Here is a 22,802-nt window from a genome sequence, read left to right as displayed (position 1 = left end):
GCCCAAGACTGCTGCTGAAGGCGGCGCGCGTTACCTCGCTCCGCTCCGCCTTCATCGTTCCCATACGCAAGCCTACGTCGCGCTTTTGCGGTGCAGTATACGCAATCCTGCGTATGCCGTGCGTTGCACAATCCGCGCCATCCTCGCCTCTGACCAAAGCCTGTCTCGCACAAAACGAAACAAATGGGGTGCTCATGTCAGACGATATCGAACGAGGCCTGAAATCGCCGCTGCGGCGCAAGCTGCTGATGGGAGCGGCGGCGCTGCCGGCGCTCGCCATGCTGCCGCGGCCATCTTTTGCCGATATTCCCGCAACCTCGGCGATCAACACGACCGGCCTTGCAGTCACGGATAGCGAGGTCACCGTCGGCATCCTGCACTCCGTCACCGGTACCATGGCGATTTCAGAGACCGGCTCGGTGGAGGCCGAGAAGCTCGCCATCGAGCAGATCAACGCGGAAGGCGGCGTGCTCGGCCGCAAGATCAAATTCATCCAGGAGGACGGTGCCAGCGATTGGCCGACGTTCGCCGAAAAGGCCAAGAAGCTCCTGGTCAACGACAAATGCGCAGCCGTGTTCGGCTGCTGGACCTCGGCCTCGCGCAAGGCGGTGCTGCCGGTGTTCGAGCAGTACAACGGCATGCTGTATTACCCGACCTTCTACGAGGGTCTTGAGCAATCCAAGAACGTCATCTACACCGGTCAGGAGGCCACGCAGCAGATCATCGCCGGGCTCGACTGGGTCAACAAGACCAAGGGTGCCAAGACCTTCTATCTGCTCGGCTCCGACTACATCTGGCCGCGCACCTCCAACAAGATTGCGCGCAAGCACATCGAAGGCCACCTGCAAGGTGCCAAGGTGGTCGGCGAGGAGTACTTTCCGCTCGGCCACACGCAGTTCAACTCGGTCATCAACAAGATCAAGCTGACCAAGCCTGATGTGATCTACGCCATCATCGTCGGCGGCTCCAACGTCGCCTTCTACAAGCAGCTCAAGGCGGCCGGCATCGACATGTCGAAGCAGACGCTGCTGACAATCTCCGTCACCGAGGATGAGATCGACGGCATCGGCGGCGAGAACATCGCCGGCGCCTACGCCTGCATGAAATACTTCCAGTCGCTCGACAATCCGAACAACAAGGCCTTCGTGCCGGCGTTCAAGAAGATGTGGGGCGAGAAGACCGTGATCGGCGACGTCACGCAGGCGGCCTATCTCGGTCCATGGCTGTGGAAGCTCACGGCGGAGAAGGCCGGCTCCTTCGATATCGACAAGATTGCGGCCGCTTCGCCCGGCGTGGAGTTCAAGGGCGCGCCGGAGGGTTACGTCCGCATCCACGAGAACCATCATCTGTGGTCGAAGACGCGTGTCGGTCGCGCGAAAGCGGATGGTCAGTACGAGCTGATCTACGAGACGGCCGACCTCGTCGAGCCCGATCCGTTCCCGAAGGGGTATCAGTAAGGCGCAGGCTGGTCAGTCAATGCGTTTAAGCCTGCGCCGCTCGTCGCAGCGGTTCAGTAGCGAAGCTCTCGCGCCGGCGACGGTGCGCTCCCTCCCCCACAAGGGGGGGAGGGAACGACCTCGGCTGCCGAGGCTGCCGGGCTCACAAAGCAAAGCGATCTTTGCCCCTAGCACGGGTACTTCGCCCGAGAGGACGGATCATGTTCGGTGACTACTCCCTTGGCGATCTCGCGGCCATCTTTGCGATGCAGGGTTTTGCGGGGCTTATCCTGTTCTCGGTGTATCTGCTGATGGCGCTGGGGCTTGCCATCATCTTCGGCCAGATGGGCGTCATCAACATGGCGCATGGCGAGTTCATGATCCTGGGCGCGTACGTCACCTGGATGACGTCGAGCGCCGTCCAGCAATTCCTGCCCTCGCTGTTTCCCGGCTACTTCTTCCTCGCGATGATGTCAGCCTTCATCGCCTCCGGCGCGCTCGGCATGCTGGTCGAATGGGCTTTGATACGTCACCTCTACAAACGCCCGCTGGATACGCTGCTCGCGACCTGGGGACTCAGCCTGATCCTGCAGCAGGCCTATCGCTCCGTGTTCGGCGCGCGCGAGGTCGGCGTCGAGCTGCCGGAATGGATGATGGGCTCCTGGCAGGCGACTGACTCGATCCAGATCCCCATCAACGGCATGTTCGTGATGGGGCTGACGATCCTGATCACCATTGCAGTCGCCTATGTGCTGTTCCTGTCGCGCTGGGGCAAGCAGGTGCGCGCCGTGGTGCAGAACCGCGTGATGGCAGGCGCCGTCGGCATCAACACCGAGAAGGTCGATTGCCTCACCTTCGGCCTCGGCTGCGGCATTGCCGGCATCGCGGGTTCAGCCTTCACCATGATCGGCTCGACCGGGCCGACCGCAGGCCAGCTCTACATCGTCGACACCTTCCTCGTGGTCGTGTTCGGCGGCGCGGCCAGCCTGCTCGGCACCATCGCGTCCGCTTTCACCATCTCGCAGACCGACTCGACGCTCGAATTCTTCCTGTCGGGCTCGATGGCCAAGGTGATTACGCTGCTGGCGATCGTCGCGATCCTGATGCTGCGGCCGCAGGGCCTGTTCGCACTCAAGGTCCGCAAATGAGCCGCCGCATCGCCGTCAAGAACAAGAAAGCTCGATCATGATCATCAACTCGCGCTTTTTCAATCGCTCCGAACTGATCGGCTTCGTCTCGCTGCTTCTGTTGCTCGTCGTCATCCTGCCGCTGACGCTCGACGTGTTCCGCCTCAACCTGGTCGCCAAATATCTGACCTACGCCTTCGTCGGCATCGGCCTCGTCATCTGCTGGGGCTATGGCGGCATTCTGAGCCTGGGGCAAGGCGTGTTCTTCGGGCTCGGCGGCTACTGCATGGCGATGTTCCTCAAGCTTGAGGCGTCGAGCGTCGAGAATACCAAGATCCAGTCTACGCCCGGCATCCCGGATTTCATGGACTGGAATCAGCTCACGGCGCTGCCGTTCTTCTGGAAACCGTTCCATTCATTTCCGGTGACGCTCCTCGCGATCATTCTGGTGCCCGGCATCTTCGCCCTGATCATCGGTGCCGCCATGTTCAAGCGCCGGGTCGGAGGCGTCTACTTCGCGATCATCACGCAGGCGATCGCCGCCATCCTCGGTATCCTGATCATCGGCCAGCAAGGCTATACTGGAGGCGTCAATGGGATCACCGACCTGCGCACCTTGCTCGGCTGGGACATCCGGACCGACCATGCGAAATACATTCTCTACTTCGTCGAGGTCGTGCTGCTGTTCGGCTGCATCGTCGCCGCGCAGTTCATTCGCCTGACCAAGCTCGGCCGCATCCTGGTGGCCATGCGCGAGCAGGAGGATCGCGTCCGCTTCTCCGGCTACAGCGTCGCCAATTTCAAGATCTTCGCGTTCTGCGCCGCGGCGATCTTCGCTGCGATCGGCGGCGCGATGTTCACGCTCGAGGTCGGGTTCATGTCGCCGTCCTTCGTCGGCATCGTGCCGTCGATCGAAATGGTGATCTACACAGCCGTCGGGGGCCGCATGTCGATCTTCGGTGCGGTCTACGGCGCATTGCTCGTCAACTTCGCCAAGACCAGCCTGTCGGAGACCTTTCCGCAGCTCTGGCTGTTCGGCCTGGGTGCGCTGTTCATCGCGGTCGTACTCGCTTTCCCCAACGGCCTGTCGGGCATCTGGGCCGATCACGTCCAGCCGCGCATCGACCGGATGCTGGCATCGCGGGAAAAGAAGCCAGGCGCCGGCAAGAGTCTGGTCGCAAACGGCGCTCCGGCAGAGTGAGGAGACACCAATGCTTATCGGTCATCAGCCGAAAGATTTCCTGCTTGCGGTCGAGGCGCTCACCGTCTCCTTCGACGGCTTCAAGGCGGTGAACAACCTCTCCTTCTATGTCGAGGAGAACGAGATTCGCGTCATCATCGGCCCGAACGGCGCCGGCAAGACCACGGTGCTCGACCTGATCTGCGGCAAGACCCGGGCCACCTCGGGCTCGATCCAGTTTCGCGGCAAGGAGCTGACGAGGCTTAAGGAGAACGAGATCGTCCAGGCCGGGGTGGGGCGCAAATTCCAGACGCCCTCGGTGTTCGTGGACCTCACCGTGTTCGAGAATCTGGAGATCTCCTTCCCGCGCGGACGGAGCGTGTTCGGGTCGCTGGCTTTCCAGCGCGACGCGGCGGTGAAGAGCCGCGTCGAGGAGGTTGCCGAGATGATCTTCCTGAAGGACCGCCTCGACACCTATGCCGACGAGCTCAGCCATGGCCAGAAGCAGTGGCTCGAGATCGGCATGCTGCTGATTCAGGATCCGGACCTCTTGATGCTCGACGAGCCCGTTGCCGGCATGAGCGTCTCCGAGCGCGCCAAGACCGCCGAGCTGCTCAACCGCATCATCAAGGACCGTTCGGTGCTCGTCATCGAGCACGACATGAAATTCGTCGAGGACATCGCGCACAAGGTCACCGTGCTGCACCAGGGCCAGATCCTCTCCGAAGGCACCATGGAGAAGGTCAAGCACGATCCCAAGGTGGTCGAAGTGTATCTGGGGCATTGAGCGCATGTTTGCTTCGAGGCACGCGAGGGCGGCAACGCTAGTGCACTCCCTCCCCCCTTGTGGGGGCGGGTTGGGGAGGGGGGTGCCCCAAGCGAGACCGCCGTTGTGGACCCCCACCCCCGACCCCTCCCCGCAAGGGGGAGGGGTGAAGAGACAGCTCGTCGTAGCAACGAACAAGGAGCAGACGTGATGCTCGCTATCTCCGATCTGCACGTCGCCTACGGCCAGAGCGAGGTGCTGCACGGTCTCAATGTCAAGGTCGCGCCGGGCGAGATCGTCGCGATCATGGGCCGCAACGGCATGGGCAAGACCACGCTGATGAAGTCGCTGATGGGCATCCTGCCGGCGAAGAGCGGCTCGATCGGCATGGATGGCGCTGAACTGTCCAGCCTGAAGAGCTATGAGCGCGTCGCCAAGGGTCTCGCCTATGTGCCGCAGGGCCGCATGATTTTCTCCACGATGACCGTGAAGGAGAACATCGAGACTGGCCTCGTCGTATCGGGCGAATCGGAAGTGCCAAATGACATTTACGAGCTGTTCCCGGTGCTGCTGGAAATGAAAGACCGGCGCGGCGGCAATCTCTCGGGCGGCCAGCAGCAGCAGCTCGCCATCGCACGCGCGCTGGCGACCAAGCCGAAGGTGCTGCTGCTCGATGAGCCGACCGAAGGTATACAGCCGTCGATCATCAAGGAAATGGCGCGCACCTTGAAGCGCATTCGCGACGAGAAGGGGCTCTCCATCGTCGTGTCCGAGCAGGTGCTGAGCTTCGCGCTCGACATCGCCGACCGCGTGCTGGTCATCGAGAACGGCGAGATCGTCCGGGACGAGCCGCGCGAGTCTGTCGATGCCGTCCAGGTCTCGAAATATCTGTCCGTCTAACCATCAACCGCGCAAGGCACGTACAAGAGGGGAGTTTTGCATGCCAGAGACACTGATCAAGGTCGATCTCACCAAATCGGCCTACGAGAACGACATGGTGCACAATCGCTGGCACCCGGACATTCCGATGGTGGCCTGGGTCAAGCCTGGTGACGACTTCATCATCGAGACCTATGACTGGACCGGCGGCTTCATCAAGAACAACGATTCCGCAGATGACGTGCGCGACATCGATCTGTCGATCGTGCACTTCCTGTCGGGGCCGATCGGCGTCAAGGGCGCCGAGCCCGGCGATCTCCTGGTGGTCGACCTGCTCGATGTCGGCCCGCTGAAGGAGAGCCTGTGGGGCTTCAACGGCTTCTTCTCCAAGCAGAATGGCGGCGGCTTCCTCACCGATCACTTCCCGCTAGCGCAGAAGTCGATCTGGGACATCAAGGGTCTCTACACGTCCTCGCGCCATGTGCCCGGAGTGAACTTTGCTGGCCTGATCCATCCCGGCTTGATCGGCTGTCTGCCCGATCCGAAGCTGCTGGCGACCTGGAACGAGCGCGAGACGGCGCTGATCGCCACCAACCCGACCCGCGTGCCTGGCCTTGCCAATCCGCCGTTTGCAGCGACCGCGCATGCCGGACAGGCCAAGGGCCTTGCCAAGGAGAAAGTTGGTACCGAAGGGGCCCGCACCGTGCCGCCGCGCGAGCATGGCGGGAATTGCGACATCAAGGATCTGTCGCGCGGCTCGAAGATCTACTTCCCAGTCTATGTTCCCGGTGGCGGCCTCTCGATGGGCGACCTGCATTTCAGCCAGGGCGACGGCGAGATCACCTTCTGCGGCGCCATCGAGATGGCCGGCTGGCTGCATCTGAAGGTCGATGTGATCAAGGATGGCGTGTCGAAATACGGCATCAAGAACCCGATCTTCAAACCGTCGCCGATCACGCCGAATTATCGCGACTATCTGATCTTCGAAGGCATCTCGGTCGACGAGGCCGGCCAGCAGCATTATCTCGACGTGCACATCGCCTACCGACAGGCGTGTCTCAACGCGATCGAATACCTGAAGAAGTTCGGCTATTCCGGCGCCCAGGCCTATTCGATCCTCGGCACCGCGCCGGTGCAGGGACACATCTCCGGCGTGGTCGACGTGCCGAATGCGTGCGCCACGCTGTGGCTGCCGACCGAGATCTTCGACTTCGACGTGATGCCCTCGGCAGCGGGTCCGGTGAAGCACATCACCGGCGACATCCAGATGCCGATCTCGCCGGACAAGTGACGTGATCCTGATGAAATAGAGCTCCCTGTGCGACGGGATGCGGGACGGCATGGCTTCGCCCCGCATCCGCCGCGCGTATTTGTTTTCGACTGCACAGGACGACGATGATGCCTGTCTATGATTATCTCTGTGATGCCTGCGGTCCCTTCACCGACATGCGGCCGATGGCCGAGTGCGACGATCCGCAGACCTGTCCGAGCTGCGCAATGATGGCGCCTCGTGCGATCCTGACCGCACCGAACTTCTTCTGCATGCCTTCGGAACGGCGCATGGCGTTCGCGACCAATGAGCGCAGCGCAAACGCGCCGCAGACGGTCGCCGAATACAAGGCCAGGCACGGCGCGGGCTGCGGCTGCTGCGCGCCGAAAAAGCCGCCGCGCCTGATGACCAAGAGCAAAAGCGGCGCCAAGGGCTTCCCGACGGCACGGCCGTGGATGATTAGCCATTGAGGTGGCTCAATGCGAATCAGCTAAACGTCCGCTGACAAGGCCTCACGTCAAACTCAGTTGTCGTCCCCGCGAAAGCGGGGACCCATAACCACAGGCCTGTGTTGTCGAAAAAAGCTTGAGCTCCAGCGTGCCGCCACACGATCGATGGTGGTTATGGGTCCCGGGTCTGCGCTTCGCTTGCCCGGGACGACAGCTGCATTTGTGGTCGCGTACTGCGATCACAGCTACAAATCTGGTGAGCGAGCCATGGTTGGTCGCTACCGCCGCGGCCCGCGCCGCGGCGTCGCTATCGGCCGGCCCTCGATCTTGCTGCTCATCGCATTGGCGCCGTCGCTGACATCGAGCAGGGTCTGGCGGCTGTCGTCGATCACCTTGGCTGATTTCTGCCTGAAACTGTCGGCGAGCTCGCGGATCGATTTCACCCTGTGAAGCAGCCCGTCCGCGTCTCCGTCGGAAAAGCCGGGAATCGCGTTGTCGATCCGGGTCACGAACCTGTCAAAACCCTTGAAGACGTCCTCCGCCTGGTCGATTGCGGCATCGATCGTCTGGCTCTTGCTCTTGAGCGTCTCGGACGCGGCTTCGATTGACCGCAGCGTCTCTTTCACGGCGAATTCGTTGCTCGTGATGAACTTGTCGGCGTTGTGCACCGACTCGACCATCGTCTCCTGATCTCTGAGATCGGCTGATAGGACCGGGATGCCGTCGCCATCGAGCGGCACCGGAGGCGCGGCCGGCGCGCCGCCGACCAGCGAGACTGCCGCGATCCCGGTCAAACCTTGGAATTCGATACCCGCCGTGGTGTCCCTGCGGATCGGCGCGCCGTTGTCGAGCGCGATCAGGACGACGATCCGGCGCGGGCTGTCGAGGCTGACCGAGACGATCTCCCCGGCGTGGACGCCGTCGAAATTGACCGGACCGCCCTTGCGCAGGCCGGCGGCCGAGCCGCCGTCGAACACAACGCGCAAGGGGCTGCGCTGCTGGCCGGTGCGCACCTTCTGCACCACCAAGAGGCCACCGATCGCAGCGATGGCCGCTGTGAGCGTCAGGGTTCCAATGACGAGATTGGTTGCGCGCATCCGCTGGCCTGAAAACGGCGACGGCCGGAAGCCCGGCCGCCATTGTTCAAGACAATTCTAGCTGGAAACGCGCGCCGGCGAAAGCTCAGTGTCCGCCACCTTTCTTGGTGCTTTTCCCCTTGGTGCTTTTGTCGAAGCTCTGCCGTGCCGCCTCGTTGTTGAGCACGATCAGCGCATCCACTGCGACTCCCGTCTTGGGATTGATCAGGAACGGGTTGATGTCGATGGACGCGATGCGCTGGCCTGCATCGGAGATCAGGTTCGACAGGCCGACCAGCGCCTTCACGGCGGATGCTTCATGCAGCGCGGGCTTGCCGCGATAACCCTTGATCTTGACGCCAGCCTTGGTGCGGCCGATCAGCGCGCGGGCATCGGCTTCATTCAGCGGCGCGCCGGCCAAGGCGACGTCCTTCATCAGCTCGATATCGAGGCCGCCGGAGCCGAACAGCACAACCGGCCCCATCTCGGCATCGAGCGAGGCTCCGATCACGAGCTCGAGATCGGCATTGACCTGCTTGGCGATCAGGATGCCCTCCAGCTTCGGCTTGCCTTTCAGCTTCTTCACCCGCGCTGTGATGTCGGCAAACGCCTTCCCCACCGCCGCCGGCGTGGTCAGGTTGAGCATCACGCCGCCGATGTCGGATTTGTGCAGGATGTCGGGGCTGACCACCTTCGCGACCACGGGAAAGCCGATCGACTTGGCGATCTTGATGGCCTCGATTGCCGATTGCGCAATCGCTTCCTTCGATATCGGAATTCCATAGGCCTTCAGCAGCTTCTTCGAGTCGACCTCGTCGAGTGCCGCGCCCTCTGCCTGCTTGAGGATCTTCTCCAGTGTCGCGCGCGCCGACGGCTTGCTGCTTGACGCGACGTCGGGCACCTGCTTCGGCAGCGCCGCGTAGTCAATCAGTGACTTGATCGCGGTGACGGCGCGATCAAGTCCCTGCAGCACTGTGACATGAGGCAGGGTCTGGCGCAGCTCCTTGGTGTAGTCGGTGAACCCGATCGACATCGCGCTGACATAGATCACCGGCTTCGATGCCTCCCCGGCCATGTCGTTGACGCGCCGCAGATTGCGCTCGCGCAGCTCGTGCGGCGCCTTGGGCAGCTCGGCATCGATGATGACGATGTCGGTGTCGGGATCGTCGATCATGAGCTTGATCGCGCGCATGTAGACGGTGGGATCGACCACGGCCGCAAAGCCGGCATCCAGCGGGTTGCCGACAATCGAGCCTGGCCCGAGCATAGCTCCGAGTTCAGCACTGATCCCGGGCGAGGGCGGCGCGAAGTTCAGGCCCACCGCATCGAAAGCGTCGATCAGTAGCCCGCGCTTGCCGCCCGACAGCGTCACGGCCGCCAGACGGTTGCCCTTGGGGGTGACCGCGTGCACAAAGCACTCGGTGGTCTCGATCAGTTGATCGAGGTTCTGGACGCGGATCACGCCTTCGCGTGTGGCGATGGCGTCGAATGTCTCGATCGAGCCGGCCAGCGCGCCGGTGTGAGCCATCGCGGCGGCGCGGCCACCTTCGGACGCGCCGAGCTTGAGCGCGATGACAGGCTTGCCGGCCGCGCGTGCGGCCTTGCAGGCATCGCGAAACGCCTTGGTGTTGCGCACGCCTTCCAGATACACGACAATGACGCGGATGCTGGGATCGACGACGAAATAGTTCATCAGATCGGTCGTCTCAAGTCCGGCCTCATTGCCCGTGGTCACCATGTAGCCAATGCCGACGCCGCGATCCTCCAGGGTCTGGCGGATCGCCATCACGATCGCACCGGACTGGCCCGCGATCGCAACCGGGCCCTGAACCATGGTGACGGCGCGGTCGTCGATATTGGTGAACAGCTTCTCGCCGGCGCTGAGATTGCCAAGGCAGTTCGGGCCGGTGACAGCGAGCCCGGTTTCGCGCACCGCCTGCTGCAACTCGGCCGCGAGCCGCTGGCTCTCCTCGTCCTGCAGCTCGGAAAAGCCCGAGGTGACGATGGTTGCGGAGCGCGCGCCGCTTGCGGCCGCATCGCGGATCACCTGCACGGCAAGGCGCGCCGGCACCAGCACGAGCACATGATCGGGCGGCTCGGGCAGGCTCGCAAAGTCCTTGTAGCAGGGCACGCCCCAGACGCTCTCGCGCTTGGCGTTGACCGGAAACAGGCCGCCCTCGTAGCCGTATTTGATCAGGTTATTCCAGATGCGTTCGGCATAGTTGCCCGGCTTGTCCGTGGCGCCGACCACCACGATGTTGCGCGGGTGCAGCATCGCATGGATGCTCTTGACGACGTCGCTGGCGTCTGGCGGTGGCGACCATGGTCGAGGTGACGTCGAGACTGGAGCATCCATGAAGCTTTCCCGTATTCCACGCTGCGGTCTTTTTTCAAAGACTCTTGTGGGCGAAGCTTATGAACACTCGTCTGCAGTGGCAACGTGCTTGATCGCGATTTACCGTGCCAATCCTGGCCGTGATGGCGCGGCGATGCCGGCCAGCAGCACCGCAAGAATGCCGGTGAGGAAGATGCCGTCAAAAGTTCCGGCGCCGCCGATCGAGGCGACCGGCGCGCCGAGGCCGTTGATCCGGTCGAGATTCATCAGATCGGCGCCGATCAGCGTGCCGATCGAGCCACCGATATAGGCCAGCGGTGCGGCATATTCACGCGACAGCAGGAAGGCGAGGATCGCGGTGACCACGACAGGCGCGAACACCGGCACGGCGATGCCGACGCCGCGCACCGGGGTGGCCATCGCATGGATGACCAGTGCGATCACGATGACGGCGATCGTGGCGCGCAGCCAGAGCTGATAGCGCAGCACCAGATAGGTCGACATGATCGTCGGAATCACCGCGCCACCGACATTGACCGCGAGCACGGTGCCCGGCCAGTGCTCGACCAGCGGCACCACATATTGCATGCCGAAGAAGTCGATGACCTCGCCCGAGCGGATATTCTGGTCCGGCAGCACCGTGACCGGGATGTTGAAATAGCTGCCGATCAAGGAGCCAAGCAGCAGCAGCATCGCCATGCCTGGCCCGAGGCCCAGCTTCATATAGGCATAGCGCAGTATGCGGAGCTGGATCAGGATGATCAGGGCGACAAAGGCGAGCGCCAGGATTGCGAACAATCCCGGGGTGATCGGCAGATACTGGGCTTGGGAATGCATGGTCGATCGCCTCGCGTTGCGTGGGACCATCCCACGGAGCCGCACGATGACAAATAAATCATCGGAATGGCGGTTCCAAGCATGCGCATGCGCGCGATCAGGTGCCGCCTGTGATCAGGATCGCATGCAGGATGTAGCGATCCGGCCCCGGCGTGACGGCGTCGAACGGCCAGCAGGTGGACAGCACCAACTCGTGACCCTCGGTGAGCGGATCGATGCCCGAGGCATCGAACCGCACGATACGCGAGGCGTCCGCGCGGTAGCGGAAGGTCTGGCCGTCGCTGCGGGTGATCTCGATCTCGTCGCCGATCCTGACGTCGCGCAGGAAGCGGAAATGGGTGTCGCGATGCGCGGCATAGACGGCGATGCCGCGCTCGCCGGGCTCCGCGGTCAGCTCGACATGGCCGGGACCGAAGGCGAGTGCCTGGCCGCTGGAGCCGGCCAGTGCGATCGCGCTGGCGTGAATGCGCTTCACCGAGATCCGCGCCACCGGGGTGGTGTCGGCCCAGGACCATGGCTTGACCGGATGGCCGCTCGCGATGGTCGCGGCAAAGGCGCGCTCCAGCAGTACCTGCGCGACGACGGCCTTGGCGTGAATATAGGCGCCGTGGCCGAACAGCGCCGCGCCAATGGCGGCAAGGAGGAGGGGAAGGATGAGGCGAGGCATGGAGATATGGACTCTTTCTCCGTCATTGCGAGGAGCGTCAGCGACGGAGCAATCCAGAGTCTTCACTTGGCTTTCTGGATTGCTTCGCTTCGCTCGCAATGACGTGGTTAGTGCGGTGCCCCTCGTCGCCGACTTGCGACGAGCCCCATCACGCTTAGCATCAGCAACGTCGCACCGATCATCATGCTCGCTTCCGCATCCGTCGCCGTCTTCGGCAGCGTGATCGTACTAGGCGCTGGCGTTACGACCGGCCGCTTCAACCCTGCCACCTGAACGCGCTCGTCACTGTCGGCACGGCGTTCGGTCGGCGGCGCCGGCACGTGCGGACGCTCGCCGAACACCTTCTCGAAGTCCCAGCCCGCAGGCAGGTTGATCGGCAGCTCGCTCAGCTTGAGCGGCGCGCCGTCGGGCCGCCGCGGCGTCTCGTCGACCGCGATCAGGCTGGTCAGCCGCGTCACCAGATGATGCTCCAGCGCGAGCTTGAGGACGGCCCTGTCGGCGTCGTCAGGCGTGAGCTGCCGCATCGTGCGGGCAACCTCGGCATCGCTGATCTTGCGGCGCGCCCACAGTTTTGACAGGCCCTTGCCTTCGGCGGCGTTGGCGAGCGGCAAGGTGACGGTCCAGGGGCGATCGCCGACGCGGCCTTTGATCTGCAAGGAGCCCGCGAGCTTGTCGAGTTTCGCCGCCAGCACCAGCGGCTCGTCGCGATAGACATCGGGCAGGATCGCCGGTGTCAGGTCGGCGGATGCGTCCGAGAAGGTTGCGGTGAGCCCGGTGACCGCAGGATTTTCCAGCTTGTTGAACAGGTCCCGCATGCGCTCCTCGACCTGCTCGACCGAGCCGACATGGGTGAAGGTGCCGCGGCCAAGCTCTGCGGCGCGCGTCATCAGATAGGTGTTGGGCGCGGAGCCGATGCCGACCATGAAGATGCGCGAACGGCCACGCATCGCCGCGATGGTATCGAACATCTGCTGCTCATTGCCGATGGCGCCGTCGGTCAGGAACACGACCTGGCGAATATGGGCGGTATCGGTGCCGCTGTCTGTCAGCGCGGCCCGCATCGCCGGCAGCATCTCTGTGCCGCCCCGCGCCTCCAGCCCCTTCACGAAGCTGATCGCGCTGCCGAGGTGCTCGGTGTCGGCCGGCACGGTGGCCGGAAAAAGCACGCTCATGGTGTCGTCGAAGCGGATCACGTTGAAGCGATCGCCTGGCTGCAGCCGGCCGAGCGCATAGAGAAGACTGGCCTTGGCCTGCTGGATCGAGGCGCCGCCCATCGAGCCGGAATTGTCGATCACGAACACGACCTCGCGCGGCCGCGGCTGCTGGCTGGCTTGCGCGGCCGCCGGCGGGGTGACGAAGGCGAGCAGATAATCGCTGTCGCCGATATGCTCGCGGAACAGCCCGACGGATGGCGCGGTCGTGGCAGCCGGTTTCCAGCTCAGCTCGAAGTCGCGATCGGCCGGCACCACGCGATCGGCAAGCGTGACGACGCGCGTCGACGCGTCCGGGCTGTCGATCCGAACCTCGTGATGATGGCTCGTGACCTCGCCGAGCGGAAAGCCGGCCTGCAGCCGCACCGTGATACTGGTCGGATTGACCAGCGCATCCTTCGTCGTTTCCTTGGCGGGATCGAGCACCTCAGGCGAGATGCGGTCGCGGTCCGGCACCGGATCGTTGCTCGCCACGCCCCAGCCCTTGCCATCAGCCTGCAGGTCGACACTCTGCACGATCGGCGCCGGATTGTAGCGCGGCGCGACGACGAGCGGCACGCGCAACGAGAATTCGTTGCTGTTCTGGGCGACCGGTTCTTGATATTCGATCTGCACCAGCACGGTCTCGCCCGGGCCGATATTGGCGAGCGAATTGGTGAAGGTGTTCGGCCGCTCCTGTTCGGTCAGCGCGGCGGTCTTGCCGTCGCGCTTGGCGCCTTCGTAGATCACCCGCGCCTGTTCGCGCGCCTTGATGTCGCCGACCACGATGTGATCGCCGACCACCATCGCCAGCGTGTCCACCGCACCGCCGGCCGGTAGCGGATAGACGTAAGTCGCTTCCATCCATTGATCGGTCGGATTGCGGAACACCTGCGTGACGCGTGCCCGCGCCGTCGGGCCGGAGACGGTGATGTCGACATCGATGCCGAGCCGCGGCGCATCGCGATAGCCGTCGTCCGTCTTGAGCAGCAGCGCTCCGGAGCGCGCGTCGCTCGGTTTGGTCAAAGCGGCGGGTGGTCCCTCGGCCGACCAGCCGGGCACGACGTTCAGGAAGAGTGCCGTCAGGCCGACCACCAGCACGGCGCCTGCCTGCACCAGCACAAAAAGCAGGACGGTGGTGATCCGTGCCAGGATCGAATGAGAACCGCTGTCCATGTCGTCGTCGAGAGTCATTGCACCTGCTCCGCAAGGAAGATCGCGTGCTTGCAAAGCTGCGCTCGGAGCCGTTTGGCGGCGAGCGGATTGATCGGCCTTGTCCAGCCGCCCTCCGCCTGGGTGATGCGTGGCGAGGGGCGGCTTTGTCCGGGTTTGTGCGTGAATGTCCGTCTGCTAAAAGGAGGCCGGTGCGGAGCAGAGGGCAGGATGTCGATACCGGAGAGTGAGCTATCCGACGAGCAGAGCCGGCAAGTCGCGGATTTGATCCGCGAGGAGATCGCGCGCCGGCGGATATCGCGGCAGGCGCTGGCCGAGCAGGCCAAGCTCAGCCTCTCGACCCTGGAGAAGGCGCTTGGCGGCCGACGTCCCTTCACCTTGGCGACGATCGTGCGACTGGAGCAGGCGCTTGGCGTACCCCTGCGCAAGGCGCCGGTCGCACCTGCGCCGGCACCGGCCGCCCATGGTGACGTGGCCCCCGATAGTCTCGGCGCCTATTCGCGCCGCGCGGTGACATGGCTCGAAGGCGCCTATGTGACAGTGCGGCCGTCCTTCGGCGACAAGGCGGCGATCTATGCCTACAGGACCGAGATCCTGTGGGATGACGCTGCCTCGTCCCTGGTCTTTCGCGAGGGCGAGCGGCAGGACAAGGACTTTACCCAGTTCGGCGAGGTGGCGCTGCCCAACCAGTCCGGCTTCGTCTATCTCGTCACCAACCGTCACGGCCAGCATCGCCTGATCACGGTGTCGCGCCCGACCATCACCGGAGAGATGTACGGCATCATCACGACATTGCTTGCCGGACGCGGCTCGCTGCTGACGCCGATCGCAGCGCCGATCGCATTCCTGCCGCTGAGGAATATCGCCGATCCGACGCTCGGCCGCGTGACATCAGACGACCCGAACCACGCGATCTATCATGCGCATCTGCGCAAGACCACCGAAGAGCCGTTCGCGCTGTTTGTTCACTAACTCCGCCGTCGCCCCAGCGAAAGCCGGGACCCATACGCCGCGGCCCTTATTGTCAGCTCAAGTGGCTGATGCCTTCTTCCGCCAATAGCCTTCGGTGGTTATGGTCCCGGCTTTCGCCGGGACGACCACCAAAGGATCTTACTAGAGCCTTTTCCGTTCCGATTGAATCGGAACGGGGCTCTCGCTTTTTGTTTTGACGCGTTTTCTTGACGCGAACCGGTGTCCACTTCGCTTGAAAATGCTCTACCCTCCCACCTCGGCGCTGATGATGTCGCCGAAGAAGTCCCATTTGCCGCCCTTGAACTGCATCATCTTGAGCTGCTCGATCGGGGCGAAATCGGTCGGGCCGGTGTTGACTTTGATGCCGGGGATCAGTGTATCCGGCGCAAAGTCCTTCAGGCTCGCAGCCTGCTTCATCACGTTCTCGCGCGTGAGATTGTCGCCGCATTGCTTCAAGACCTGCACCATGGTCTGCGCCGCGGCAAAGCCGTAGACGAGATTGGTGTCGGAGACGTCTGCGCCGGGCATGTATTTCTCGACGAAGGCCATGAATTTCTTCATGCCGGCATCGTCTTTCCACTGTGGATCGGACGCGTCCTTGAGATAGCCTGCCGAGAGCACGCCCTCGGACGCGTCCAGGCCAGCCGGCTTCATCACGGCGCCGATCGAGATCGAGACGTCGGTCATCAGATGCATTGGCTTCCAGCCGAGCTGGTCCATTTTCTTGATCGCTTGGGCTGCGAATTTCGGCGTCGAGATGTTGACGAAAACGTCGGCGCCGGTGTCCTTCAGCTTGACGATGTGGGAATCGATCGAGGGCTCTGTCGTCTCGTAGCTCTCCTCTGCGACGATCAGGCTCTTGGCCTTGTCGCCGAAGATTTCCTTGATGCCGGCGACGTAGTCCTTGCCGAAATCGTCATTGGCATAGAAGATCACGACCTTCGCGTTCGGCTTCTCCTTCAGAATGTATTTGGCGAAGATGCGGGCCTCGACCCGATAGGAGGGCTGAAAGCCCATGGTCCAGGGAAAGTCCTTCGGATCGTTCCACTTGCTGGCGCCGGTGGCGAGAAAGAGCTGCGGCACCTTCTTGGCGTTGTGGTACTTCTGCACGGCGGTCTGCGTCGGTGTGCCCAGCGCGTTGAACACCAGGAACACCTCGTCGCTCTCGATCAGCTTGCGGATCTGCTCGACCGTCCGCGGCGGGCTGTAGCCGTCGTCATAGGAGATGAAATTGATCTTGCGGCCGTTGATGCCGCCCTGGTCGTTGATCATCTTGAAATAGGCGTCCTCGGTCTTGCCGATGACGCCGTAAGCCGACGCCGGTCCGCTATAGGCTTCGACATTGCCGATCTTGATCTCGGTGTCGCTGACGCCGGGATCGTATTTCTTCTGCGCAAGCGCGCCCTGGCTTGCCAGCGCCGTGAAGACGGCCACCGCCGCGAGCCGGGACAATGTCTTGGTCGTCATCGACAGCATTCGTTGGCTTCCTCTGTTGGCGTGATGTTATGGTCGTCTTCTTGCTCACGATGCCTTCTGCACGAGATCGGTCGCGGAGGCCGCGGAGAAGGTCTGGCGCAGGGTCGGCTTGTGGATCTTGCCGGTGGCGTTGCGCGGCAGCGCATCGACGAAGCGGATCAGGCGCGGACATTTGAAGCGGGCCAGATTGGCGGCGCAATGGGCGTGGATCTCGGCTTCGCTCAGATTGCCGCCCGGCTTGACCGCGATGATGGCAAGGCCGGTCTCGCCCCATTGCGGATCGGGGATGCCGATTACGGCCGCCTCCGCCACCGCGCCGATCTGGTGGAGCACATTCTCGACCTCGGCCGGATAGACGTTCTCGCCGCCGGAGATGTACATGTCCTTCCAACGGTCGACGATGTAGTAGAAGCCTTCCTCGTCGACGCGTGTCGCATCGCCGGTGTGCAGCCAGCCATCGGTGAAGGAAGACGCATTGGCGTCGGGCCTGTTCCAGTAGCCCGGCGTGACGTTCGGCCCCTTGACCCAGAGCTCGCCGAGTTCGCCGACCTCGGCATCGGAACCATCGGGTCGCACGATCCGCACCTCCGTGTGCAGCACCGGCTTGCCGGCCGAGCCGGCCTTGCGGCTCGCATCCTCGCGATCGAGCGCCAGCACGGCCGGCGATGTCTCGGTCATGCCATAGCCCTGCTGCAAGGCGACGCCGCGCGCTTCCCATGTCGCGAGCAGCGGGATCGGCATCGGCGCGCCACCGACGCCGCCGATCACGAGACGGCTGAAATCGGCTGTCTCGAATGACGGATGCTGCGCCATGAACTGATAGATCGAGGGCACGCCGAAGAAGACGTTGATGCCTTGCGCCGGATCGCTGATCAGCCGCAACGCTGCGCCGGGATCAAAGCTGCGCATGATCAGCACAGTGCCGCCGGCGTGCAGCACCGGATTGGTGTAACAATTCAGCCCGCCAGTGTGGAACAGCGGCAGCACCGTCAGCAGCACGGATGAGGGGGTGATATAGGCGGGACCGCCGAGATTGACGCAATTGAAGAACGTCATGCCGTGGGTGATCATCGCTCCCTTCGGCCGCCCCGTGGTGCCGGAGGTATACATGATGGTCGAGACATCATCGAGCGTGACTGGCTCGACGGTTTTGAGCGGCGTAGCGGACGCGATCGCCTGCTCATAGGAGCCGCCGGGACCGTAGCGCAAGGTGTCTGCAATGCTGCAGAGCCGGCTCACCGCCAGCGCCGTCTCGGCGAGGTCATCGTCGTGGATCATGAGCTTCGGTGCGGCGTCGCCGACGATGAACTGCAGCTCCGGAACGGTGAGGCGGCTGTTGAGCGGTACGAAGATCACGCCAAGCCGGAAGCAGGCGAACTGCACCTCCAGCGTATCGGTCGAATTCAGCGCCAGCACCGCGACGCGGTCGCCAGTGCTGACACCAACCGCCTCGCGCAGATGCCCGGCCAGGCGTGCGACCCGCGCATCGAGTTCCGCGTAAGTGAAACGCCTGTTGCTGCCGAGATCGACCACGGCGGTCTTGGCGGGCGTCCGGCGCGCATGATGCGCAATCCAGTCGTAATACCGCACTGGCACGGTGGTCCCTCCTGGCCGCGGGCGGTCTGACGCCGCCCTTGTGGAAGCGTTGTGTCGGCTCTTGTTGTTTTGCCGAAGTGGGCCGGTCGAGGGGCCGCTCTGTCTTGCGTTGAGTGGCTGGCAGGGGGCGGCCGTCATCGCGCTCTTGCGCCGATGTGGTCGTCAGCCACTGGACGCAAGTGGGCATCGGCCGTGTCCGCCATCCTGCACGTGGATCGATGCAGCCGTGGGACATGCCGCGTATGATCAGCCCGTTTTACACGGCCGAGCATGAAGCTTTTCGCGACGTGGTCAGGCGCTTCGTCGACCGCGAGATCGCGCCTCATGCCAGCGCCTGGGACGAGGCCGGCGAGTTTCCGCGTGCGCTCTATACTCGGGCCGCCGAGATCGGCCTGCTCGGGCTGGGTTTTCCAGAGGAGTTCGGCGGCGTCCCGGCGGACCAGTTCATGAAGATCGTGGCTTCGCAGGAGCTGGCGCGGGCCGGCGCTGGCGGCATCAGCGCGAGCCTGATGAGCCACACGATCGGCGCGCCTCCGATCGCGCGCGCCGCCCGCCCCGAGGTGAAGGCAAGGGTGCTGCCGGAGATCCTGTCGGGCCGCAAGATCTCGGCGCTCGCGATCACCGAGCCGAGCGGCGGCTCCGATGTCGCGGCGCTGCGCACCAAAGCGCGCCGCGATGGCGATCATTACATCGTGAGCGGCGAGAAGACGTTCATCACTTCGGGTGTCCGGGCCGATTACCTGACGGTTGCGGTGCGCGCCGGCGGCCCAGGCGCTTCTGGTGTCAGCCTGCTCCTGATCGAGGGCGACACGCCGGGGCTGACGCGAACGAAGCTCGACAAGATGGGCTGGTGGGCGTCGGATACCGCAGCGCTGCATTTCGATGACTGCCGCGTGCCGGCCGAGAACCTGATCGGTGAGGAAGGCCAGGGCTTCAAGTTGATCATGCAGAACTTCAACAGCGAGCGCATGGGCATGGCGGCGAGCTGCACCGCCTATGCCCGCGTCTGCCTGGACGAGGCGATCGCCTATGCAAGGGAGCGCGAGACCTTCGGCAAGCCGCTGGTGCAGCACCAGGTCATCCGCCATAAGCTGGTCGACATGGCCCAGCGCGTGGCTGCTTCGCAGGCGATGCTGGAAATGCTGGCCTGGCGGCTCGAGCATGGCGACAATCCGGTCGCCGAGATCTGCATGATGAAGAACCAGGCCACGCAGACCATGGCCTATTGTGCCTCGGAAGCAGTGCAGATCTTCGGCGGGCTGGGTTTCATGCGCGGTGTCAAGGTCGAGCGCATCTATCGCGAGGTCAAGGTGAATGCGATCGGCGGCGGCACCGAGGAGATCATGAAGGACCTCGCCAGCCGGCAGATGGGATTGTGATTGCAAGCCGTCATTCCAGGGCACTCGCGAAGCGTGAGCCCGGAATCCACAGATGAGTCCCTCACATCGAGATTCCGGTTCGGCCGTTGCGCGTCAGCCCCGGAATGACAGGAATCGAACAATGCTCTTCACCGCCGACCACGACGAACCGCGCCGCATCCTGCAGAAGTTCATCGCCGCCGAGATCAATCCGCATGTCGACGAGTGGGAGGAGGCCGGCATCTTTCCGGCGCATGAGCTGTTCAAGAAGCTCGGCGATCTCGGCTTCCTTGGGCTGAACAAGCCGATCGAATATGGCGGGCAGGGGCTCGATTACTCCTATGCGCTGATGATGGCCGAGGAGCTCGGCGCCATCACCTGCGGCGCGATCCCGATGGCGATCGGCGTGCAGACCGACATGGCGACGCCGGCGCTGGCGCGGTTCGGCTCCGACGAGGTGCGCAAGGAGTTCCTGGCGCCGGCGATCGCGGGCGACTACGTCGCTTGCATCGGGGTCTCCGAGCCAGGCGCCGGCTCCGACGTCGCCTCAATCAAGACCGCCGCGCGCTCGGACGGCGACGACTACGTCATCAATGGCGGCAAGATGTGGATCACCAATGGCGTGCAGGCGGATTTCATCTGCCTGCTGGCCAACACCAGCGACGGGCCGGTCCACCGCAACAAGTCGCTGATCTGCGTGCCGATGAAGAGCAGGGGCGTGCAGGTCGCGCGCAAGCTCGACAAGATGGGCATGCGCTCTTCCGACACCGCGCAGATCTTCTTCGACGATGTCAGAGTGCCGAAGCGCAATCGCATCGGCGCCGAAGGCGAGGGCTTCACCTACCAGATGCTGCAGTTCCAGGAGGAGCGGCTGTGGGCGGCGGCCGCCTGCCTGAAAGCGCACGAATACATCATCAACGCCACGATCGACTACACCCGCAACCGCAAGGCCTTCGGCCGCAGCATCCTCGACAACCAGGTGGTGCATTTCCGCCTCGCGGAGCTTCAGACCGAGGTCGAGCTCCTGCGTGCGCTGACCTATTGCGCTGCCGAGGCGCTGATCGCGGGCGAGGATGTGACCAGGCTTGCCACCATGGCCAAGCTGAAGGCCGGCCGGCTCGGGCGCGAGCTGACCGATGCCTGCTTGCAATATTGGGGCGGCATGGGTTTCATGAACGAGACGCCGGTCAGCCGCGCCTATCGGGACACGCGCCTCGCCTCGATCGGCGGCGGTGCGGACGAGGTGATGCTGAACATCCTTTGCAAGATGATGGGCACGTTGCCGCGCACTGACAAGAAGGGACAGGCCTGATGATCACGCTCTACCATTGCGACGGCGCCCGCTCGTTTCGCCCGCTGTGGATGCTGGAGGAGCTCGGCCTCTCTTACGAGTTGAAGATGCTGCCCTTCCCGCCGCGGGTGCTGGCCAAGGAGTATCTGGCGCTCAACCCGCTCGGCACCATTCCGCTGATGATCGATGGCGAGAACAGGATGACGGAATCCTCTGGGATCTGTCACTACCTCGGTGTGACATATGGCCCGACCTCGCTGATGGTCGAGCCGCACGAGCCGTCCTATGCCACCTTCCTGAACTGGATGTATTTCTCCGATGCGACGCTGACTTTTCCGCAAACGCTGGTGCTGCGATACAGCCAGCTCGAACCGGAGGAGCGCCGCTCCGTGCAGGTCGCGACCGATTATGCCAGATGGTTCCTGGGCCGGCTGCGGGCGGTCGAGGCAGCGACCGCCGGTGCCGAGACCTTGTGCGCGGGCCGCTTCACCGCCGCCGATATCGTGATCGGCTACGCGCTGCGGCTGGCGGCCAGCATCGGCCTTGCGAAGGATTTCGGCTCGAATGTCGCATCCTATTGGGCAAGGCTGCAGACGCGCATGGGATACCAGCGTGCGCTAGAGGCCGAGCGGAGGGCGGGCATCGAGCAGGGCGTCGCACCACGAGCAAGGGCGTGAATTGGGCTCGGTCGCTGACCGCGACCGCCCCGGAATGTCACGCTGCTTGCCGGTGCCGAGCTCCTCACCAGGACCAATTAACCGCCGCAAAATTTGCGCGTCGCTGCCCATGACAGCGACGCGATTTGCGCTATGGTTCTCGTCAACAAAGCGGACGACAGAGCCGCGCTCAGGAGGAACCACCATGGATGCCAGCAGCGGCCGGGACTCCGGCCATCTGATGCTGATCACGCCGGACCGCGTTTTCTATGCCGGGCTGCTCGGCCGCCCGCGCCAGCGTTGCTCGGGCGCCTTTCATGTCTATGTCGCGCTCACCGGCAATCTCCGGCTCACGTCCGAAGGCGGCGAGACCTGCGAGGGCGAACTGCTGGTGGTGCAGCCGAACCGTCAACACACCATCGAGAGCGACTACCGCACAGTCGTCGTGGTCACGGTCGAGCCTGAGAGCGTGCCGCCTGGCACGCTCGATCGTCTGGCCAACGGGCTGGCGAAGGACGCCGCAGCCTCCGCCCATCGTGTCCGCACCGCCTATGCGGAACTGCGGCAGCGGCCGCTGAGCGGCGAGGTCAACAGCGCCGGCTTCGATCGCCTGTGCTTCGGTCAAGCCCTTCCGCAGCGGACGCTCGATCCGCGCGTGGTCAAGGCTATCGCGCTGATCAACCGGTTCTCGGGCGAGCCCGCGACGGCGGAGAGCTGCGCGGCGGCGGTGGGTCTTTCCACCTCGCGCTTCCTGCACCTGTTCAAGGACGAGACCGACATTTCCTTCCGCTCGTTCCGGGCCTGGAAGCGGGCCCGCCATCTGCTCCACTTCGCCAACCAGGATCTCAACCTCGCGCATCTGGCGCAGGACATCGGCTATCCCGACTCGACCCATTTCAGCCATTCGATCCGCCGCTTCTATGGCCTGAAGCCGCGCGCGATCTTCTCCGGCTCGCGTGATCTCGCGATCTATCGCAGCGGCGAGACCCAGGCTGATCTTGCAGTAGCGCGCTGACGCAAGAAGCTCATCTGCGCAATTTCGCATGATAGCCGCTGTGGTCGCGATGC

The 22,802-nt window shown here is 63.7% G+C and carries 19 protein-coding genes; 12 read left to right on the top strand and 7 right to left on the bottom strand.

The genetic code is table 11. The features are described from left to right. The first annotated feature begins 194 nt into the window (after positions 1–194). From urtA to P6U24_RS34855, 7 genes are all read left to right on the top strand, one after another. The gene (gene urtA / locus P6U24_RS34885; RefSeq protein ID WP_407156910.1) at positions 195–1,457 is read left to right on the top strand and encodes an urea ABC transporter substrate-binding protein; all 1,263 of its coding nucleotides are present in this window, start codon (positions 195–197) and stop codon (positions 1,455–1,457) included. 200 nt (positions 1,458–1,657) lie between these two features. Then, positions 1,658–2,584, top strand: a complete 927-nt coding sequence (urtB, locus tag P6U24_RS34880) for an urea ABC transporter permease subunit UrtB (protein WP_407156909.1) — start codon at positions 1,658–1,660, stop codon at positions 2,582–2,584. Between the two features lie 37 nt (positions 2,585–2,621). Next, a complete protein-coding gene (urtC, locus tag P6U24_RS34875; RefSeq protein ID WP_407156908.1) occupies positions 2,622–3,764 on the top strand; it encodes an urea ABC transporter permease subunit UrtC in 1,143 nt (380 codons plus the stop codon). 10 nt (positions 3,765–3,774) lie between these two features. After that, on the top strand, positions 3,775–4,530 hold the full coding sequence (gene urtD, locus P6U24_RS34870; protein WP_407156907.1) for an urea ABC transporter ATP-binding protein UrtD: 756 nt from the start codon (positions 3,775–3,777) through the stop codon (positions 4,528–4,530). Positions 4,531–4,719: 189 nt separating this feature from the next. Further along, positions 4,720–5,409 carry an urea ABC transporter ATP-binding subunit UrtE gene (gene urtE / locus P6U24_RS34865; protein WP_407156906.1) on the top strand — a complete coding sequence of 230 codons (690 nt, stop codon included), beginning with the start codon at positions 4,720–4,722 and terminating at the stop codon, positions 5,407–5,409. A gap of 40 nt (positions 5,410–5,449) precedes the next feature. Continuing rightward, the gene (gene fmdA / locus P6U24_RS34860; protein ID WP_407156905.1) at positions 5,450–6,679 is read left to right on the top strand and encodes a formamidase; all 1,230 of its coding nucleotides are present in this window, start codon (positions 5,450–5,452) and stop codon (positions 6,677–6,679) included. A 107-nt stretch (positions 6,680–6,786) separates the two neighbouring features. Next, entirely contained in the window at positions 6,787–7,128 is a 342-nt protein-coding gene (locus P6U24_RS34855; protein WP_407156904.1) for an FmdB family zinc ribbon protein, read from the top strand. A gap of 257 nt (positions 7,129–7,385) precedes the next feature. Here P6U24_RS34855 and P6U24_RS34850 read toward each other — a convergent pair whose 3' ends face one another. The 5 genes from P6U24_RS34850 to P6U24_RS34830 all read right to left on the bottom strand — a co-directional run bounded on the left by P6U24_RS34850 (position 7,386) and on the right by P6U24_RS34830 (position 14,406). Continuing rightward, on the bottom strand, positions 7,386–8,204 hold the full coding sequence (locus tag P6U24_RS34850) for an MlaD family protein (protein ID WP_407156903.1): 819 nt from the start codon (positions 8,202–8,204) through the stop codon (positions 7,386–7,388). 85 nt (positions 8,205–8,289) lie between these two features. Continuing rightward, positions 8,290–10,539 carry an acetate--CoA ligase family protein gene (locus tag P6U24_RS34845; RefSeq protein WP_407156902.1) on the bottom strand — a complete coding sequence of 750 codons (2,250 nt, stop codon included), beginning with the start codon at positions 10,537–10,539 and terminating at the stop codon, positions 8,290–8,292. Between the two features lie 99 nt (positions 10,540–10,638). Next, positions 10,639–11,355, bottom strand: a complete 717-nt coding sequence (locus P6U24_RS34840) for a DUF1614 domain-containing protein (RefSeq protein WP_407156901.1) — start codon at positions 11,353–11,355, stop codon at positions 10,639–10,641. A 97-nt stretch (positions 11,356–11,452) separates the two neighbouring features. Then, positions 11,453–12,022, bottom strand: coding sequence for a class GN sortase (locus tag P6U24_RS34835; protein ID WP_407156900.1), 570 nt, complete (start codon positions 12,020–12,022; stop codon positions 11,453–11,455). Between the two features lie 107 nt (positions 12,023–12,129). Further along, the gene (locus tag P6U24_RS34830; RefSeq protein WP_407156899.1) at positions 12,130–14,406 is read right to left on the bottom strand and encodes a marine proteobacterial sortase target protein; all 2,277 of its coding nucleotides are present in this window, start codon (positions 14,404–14,406) and stop codon (positions 12,130–12,132) included. A 189-nt stretch (positions 14,407–14,595) separates the two neighbouring features. Here P6U24_RS34830 and P6U24_RS34825 point away from each other — a divergent pair, with 189 nt between their 5' ends. Continuing rightward, positions 14,596–15,357, top strand: coding sequence for a multiprotein-bridging factor 1 family protein (locus P6U24_RS34825; protein ID WP_407156898.1), 762 nt, complete (start codon positions 14,596–14,598; stop codon positions 15,355–15,357). A 243-nt stretch (positions 15,358–15,600) separates the two neighbouring features. Here P6U24_RS34825 and P6U24_RS34820 read toward each other — a convergent pair whose 3' ends face one another. After that, positions 15,601–16,833, bottom strand: coding sequence for an ABC transporter substrate-binding protein (locus tag P6U24_RS34820; RefSeq protein ID WP_407156897.1), 1,233 nt, complete (start codon positions 16,831–16,833; stop codon positions 15,601–15,603). A gap of 45 nt (positions 16,834–16,878) precedes the next feature. Beyond that, a complete protein-coding gene (locus P6U24_RS34815) occupies positions 16,879–18,429 on the bottom strand; it encodes an acyl-CoA synthetase (protein WP_407156896.1) in 1,551 nt (516 codons plus the stop codon). A 242-nt stretch (positions 18,430–18,671) separates the two neighbouring features. Between P6U24_RS34815 and P6U24_RS34810 the strand changes: the two genes are divergently transcribed. From P6U24_RS34810 to P6U24_RS34795, 4 genes are all read left to right on the top strand, one after another. Further along, a complete protein-coding gene (locus tag P6U24_RS34810; RefSeq protein WP_407160698.1) occupies positions 18,672–19,808 on the top strand; it encodes an acyl-CoA dehydrogenase family protein in 1,137 nt (378 codons plus the stop codon). Positions 19,809–19,929: 121 nt separating this feature from the next. Then, complete coding sequence (locus P6U24_RS34805; protein ID WP_407156895.1) at positions 19,930–21,099, top strand: acyl-CoA dehydrogenase family protein; 1,170 nt, start codon at positions 19,930–19,932, stop codon at positions 21,097–21,099. Further along, positions 21,099–21,755 (top strand): glutathione S-transferase family protein, encoded by a 657-nt coding sequence (locus P6U24_RS34800; RefSeq protein ID WP_407156894.1) that lies wholly within the window; start codon positions 21,099–21,101, stop codon positions 21,753–21,755. Before P6U24_RS34805 ends, P6U24_RS34800 begins: the two co-directional genes overlap by 1 nt. A 184-nt stretch (positions 21,756–21,939) precedes the next feature. Then, positions 21,940–22,749, top strand: coding sequence for a helix-turn-helix domain-containing protein (locus P6U24_RS34795; RefSeq protein ID WP_407156893.1), 810 nt, complete (start codon positions 21,940–21,942; stop codon positions 22,747–22,749). The last annotated feature ends 53 nt before the right edge of the window (positions 22,750–22,802 follow it).

Source organism: Bradyrhizobium sp. STM 3557 (assembly GCF_045571465.1).
In the GTDB taxonomy this organism is placed as follows: Bacteria; Pseudomonadota; Alphaproteobacteria; order Rhizobiales; family Xanthobacteraceae; genus Bradyrhizobium.
The sequence above is the reverse complement of the archived record's forward strand: the minus strand, read 5'-3'. Positions and strand labels throughout refer to the sequence as shown.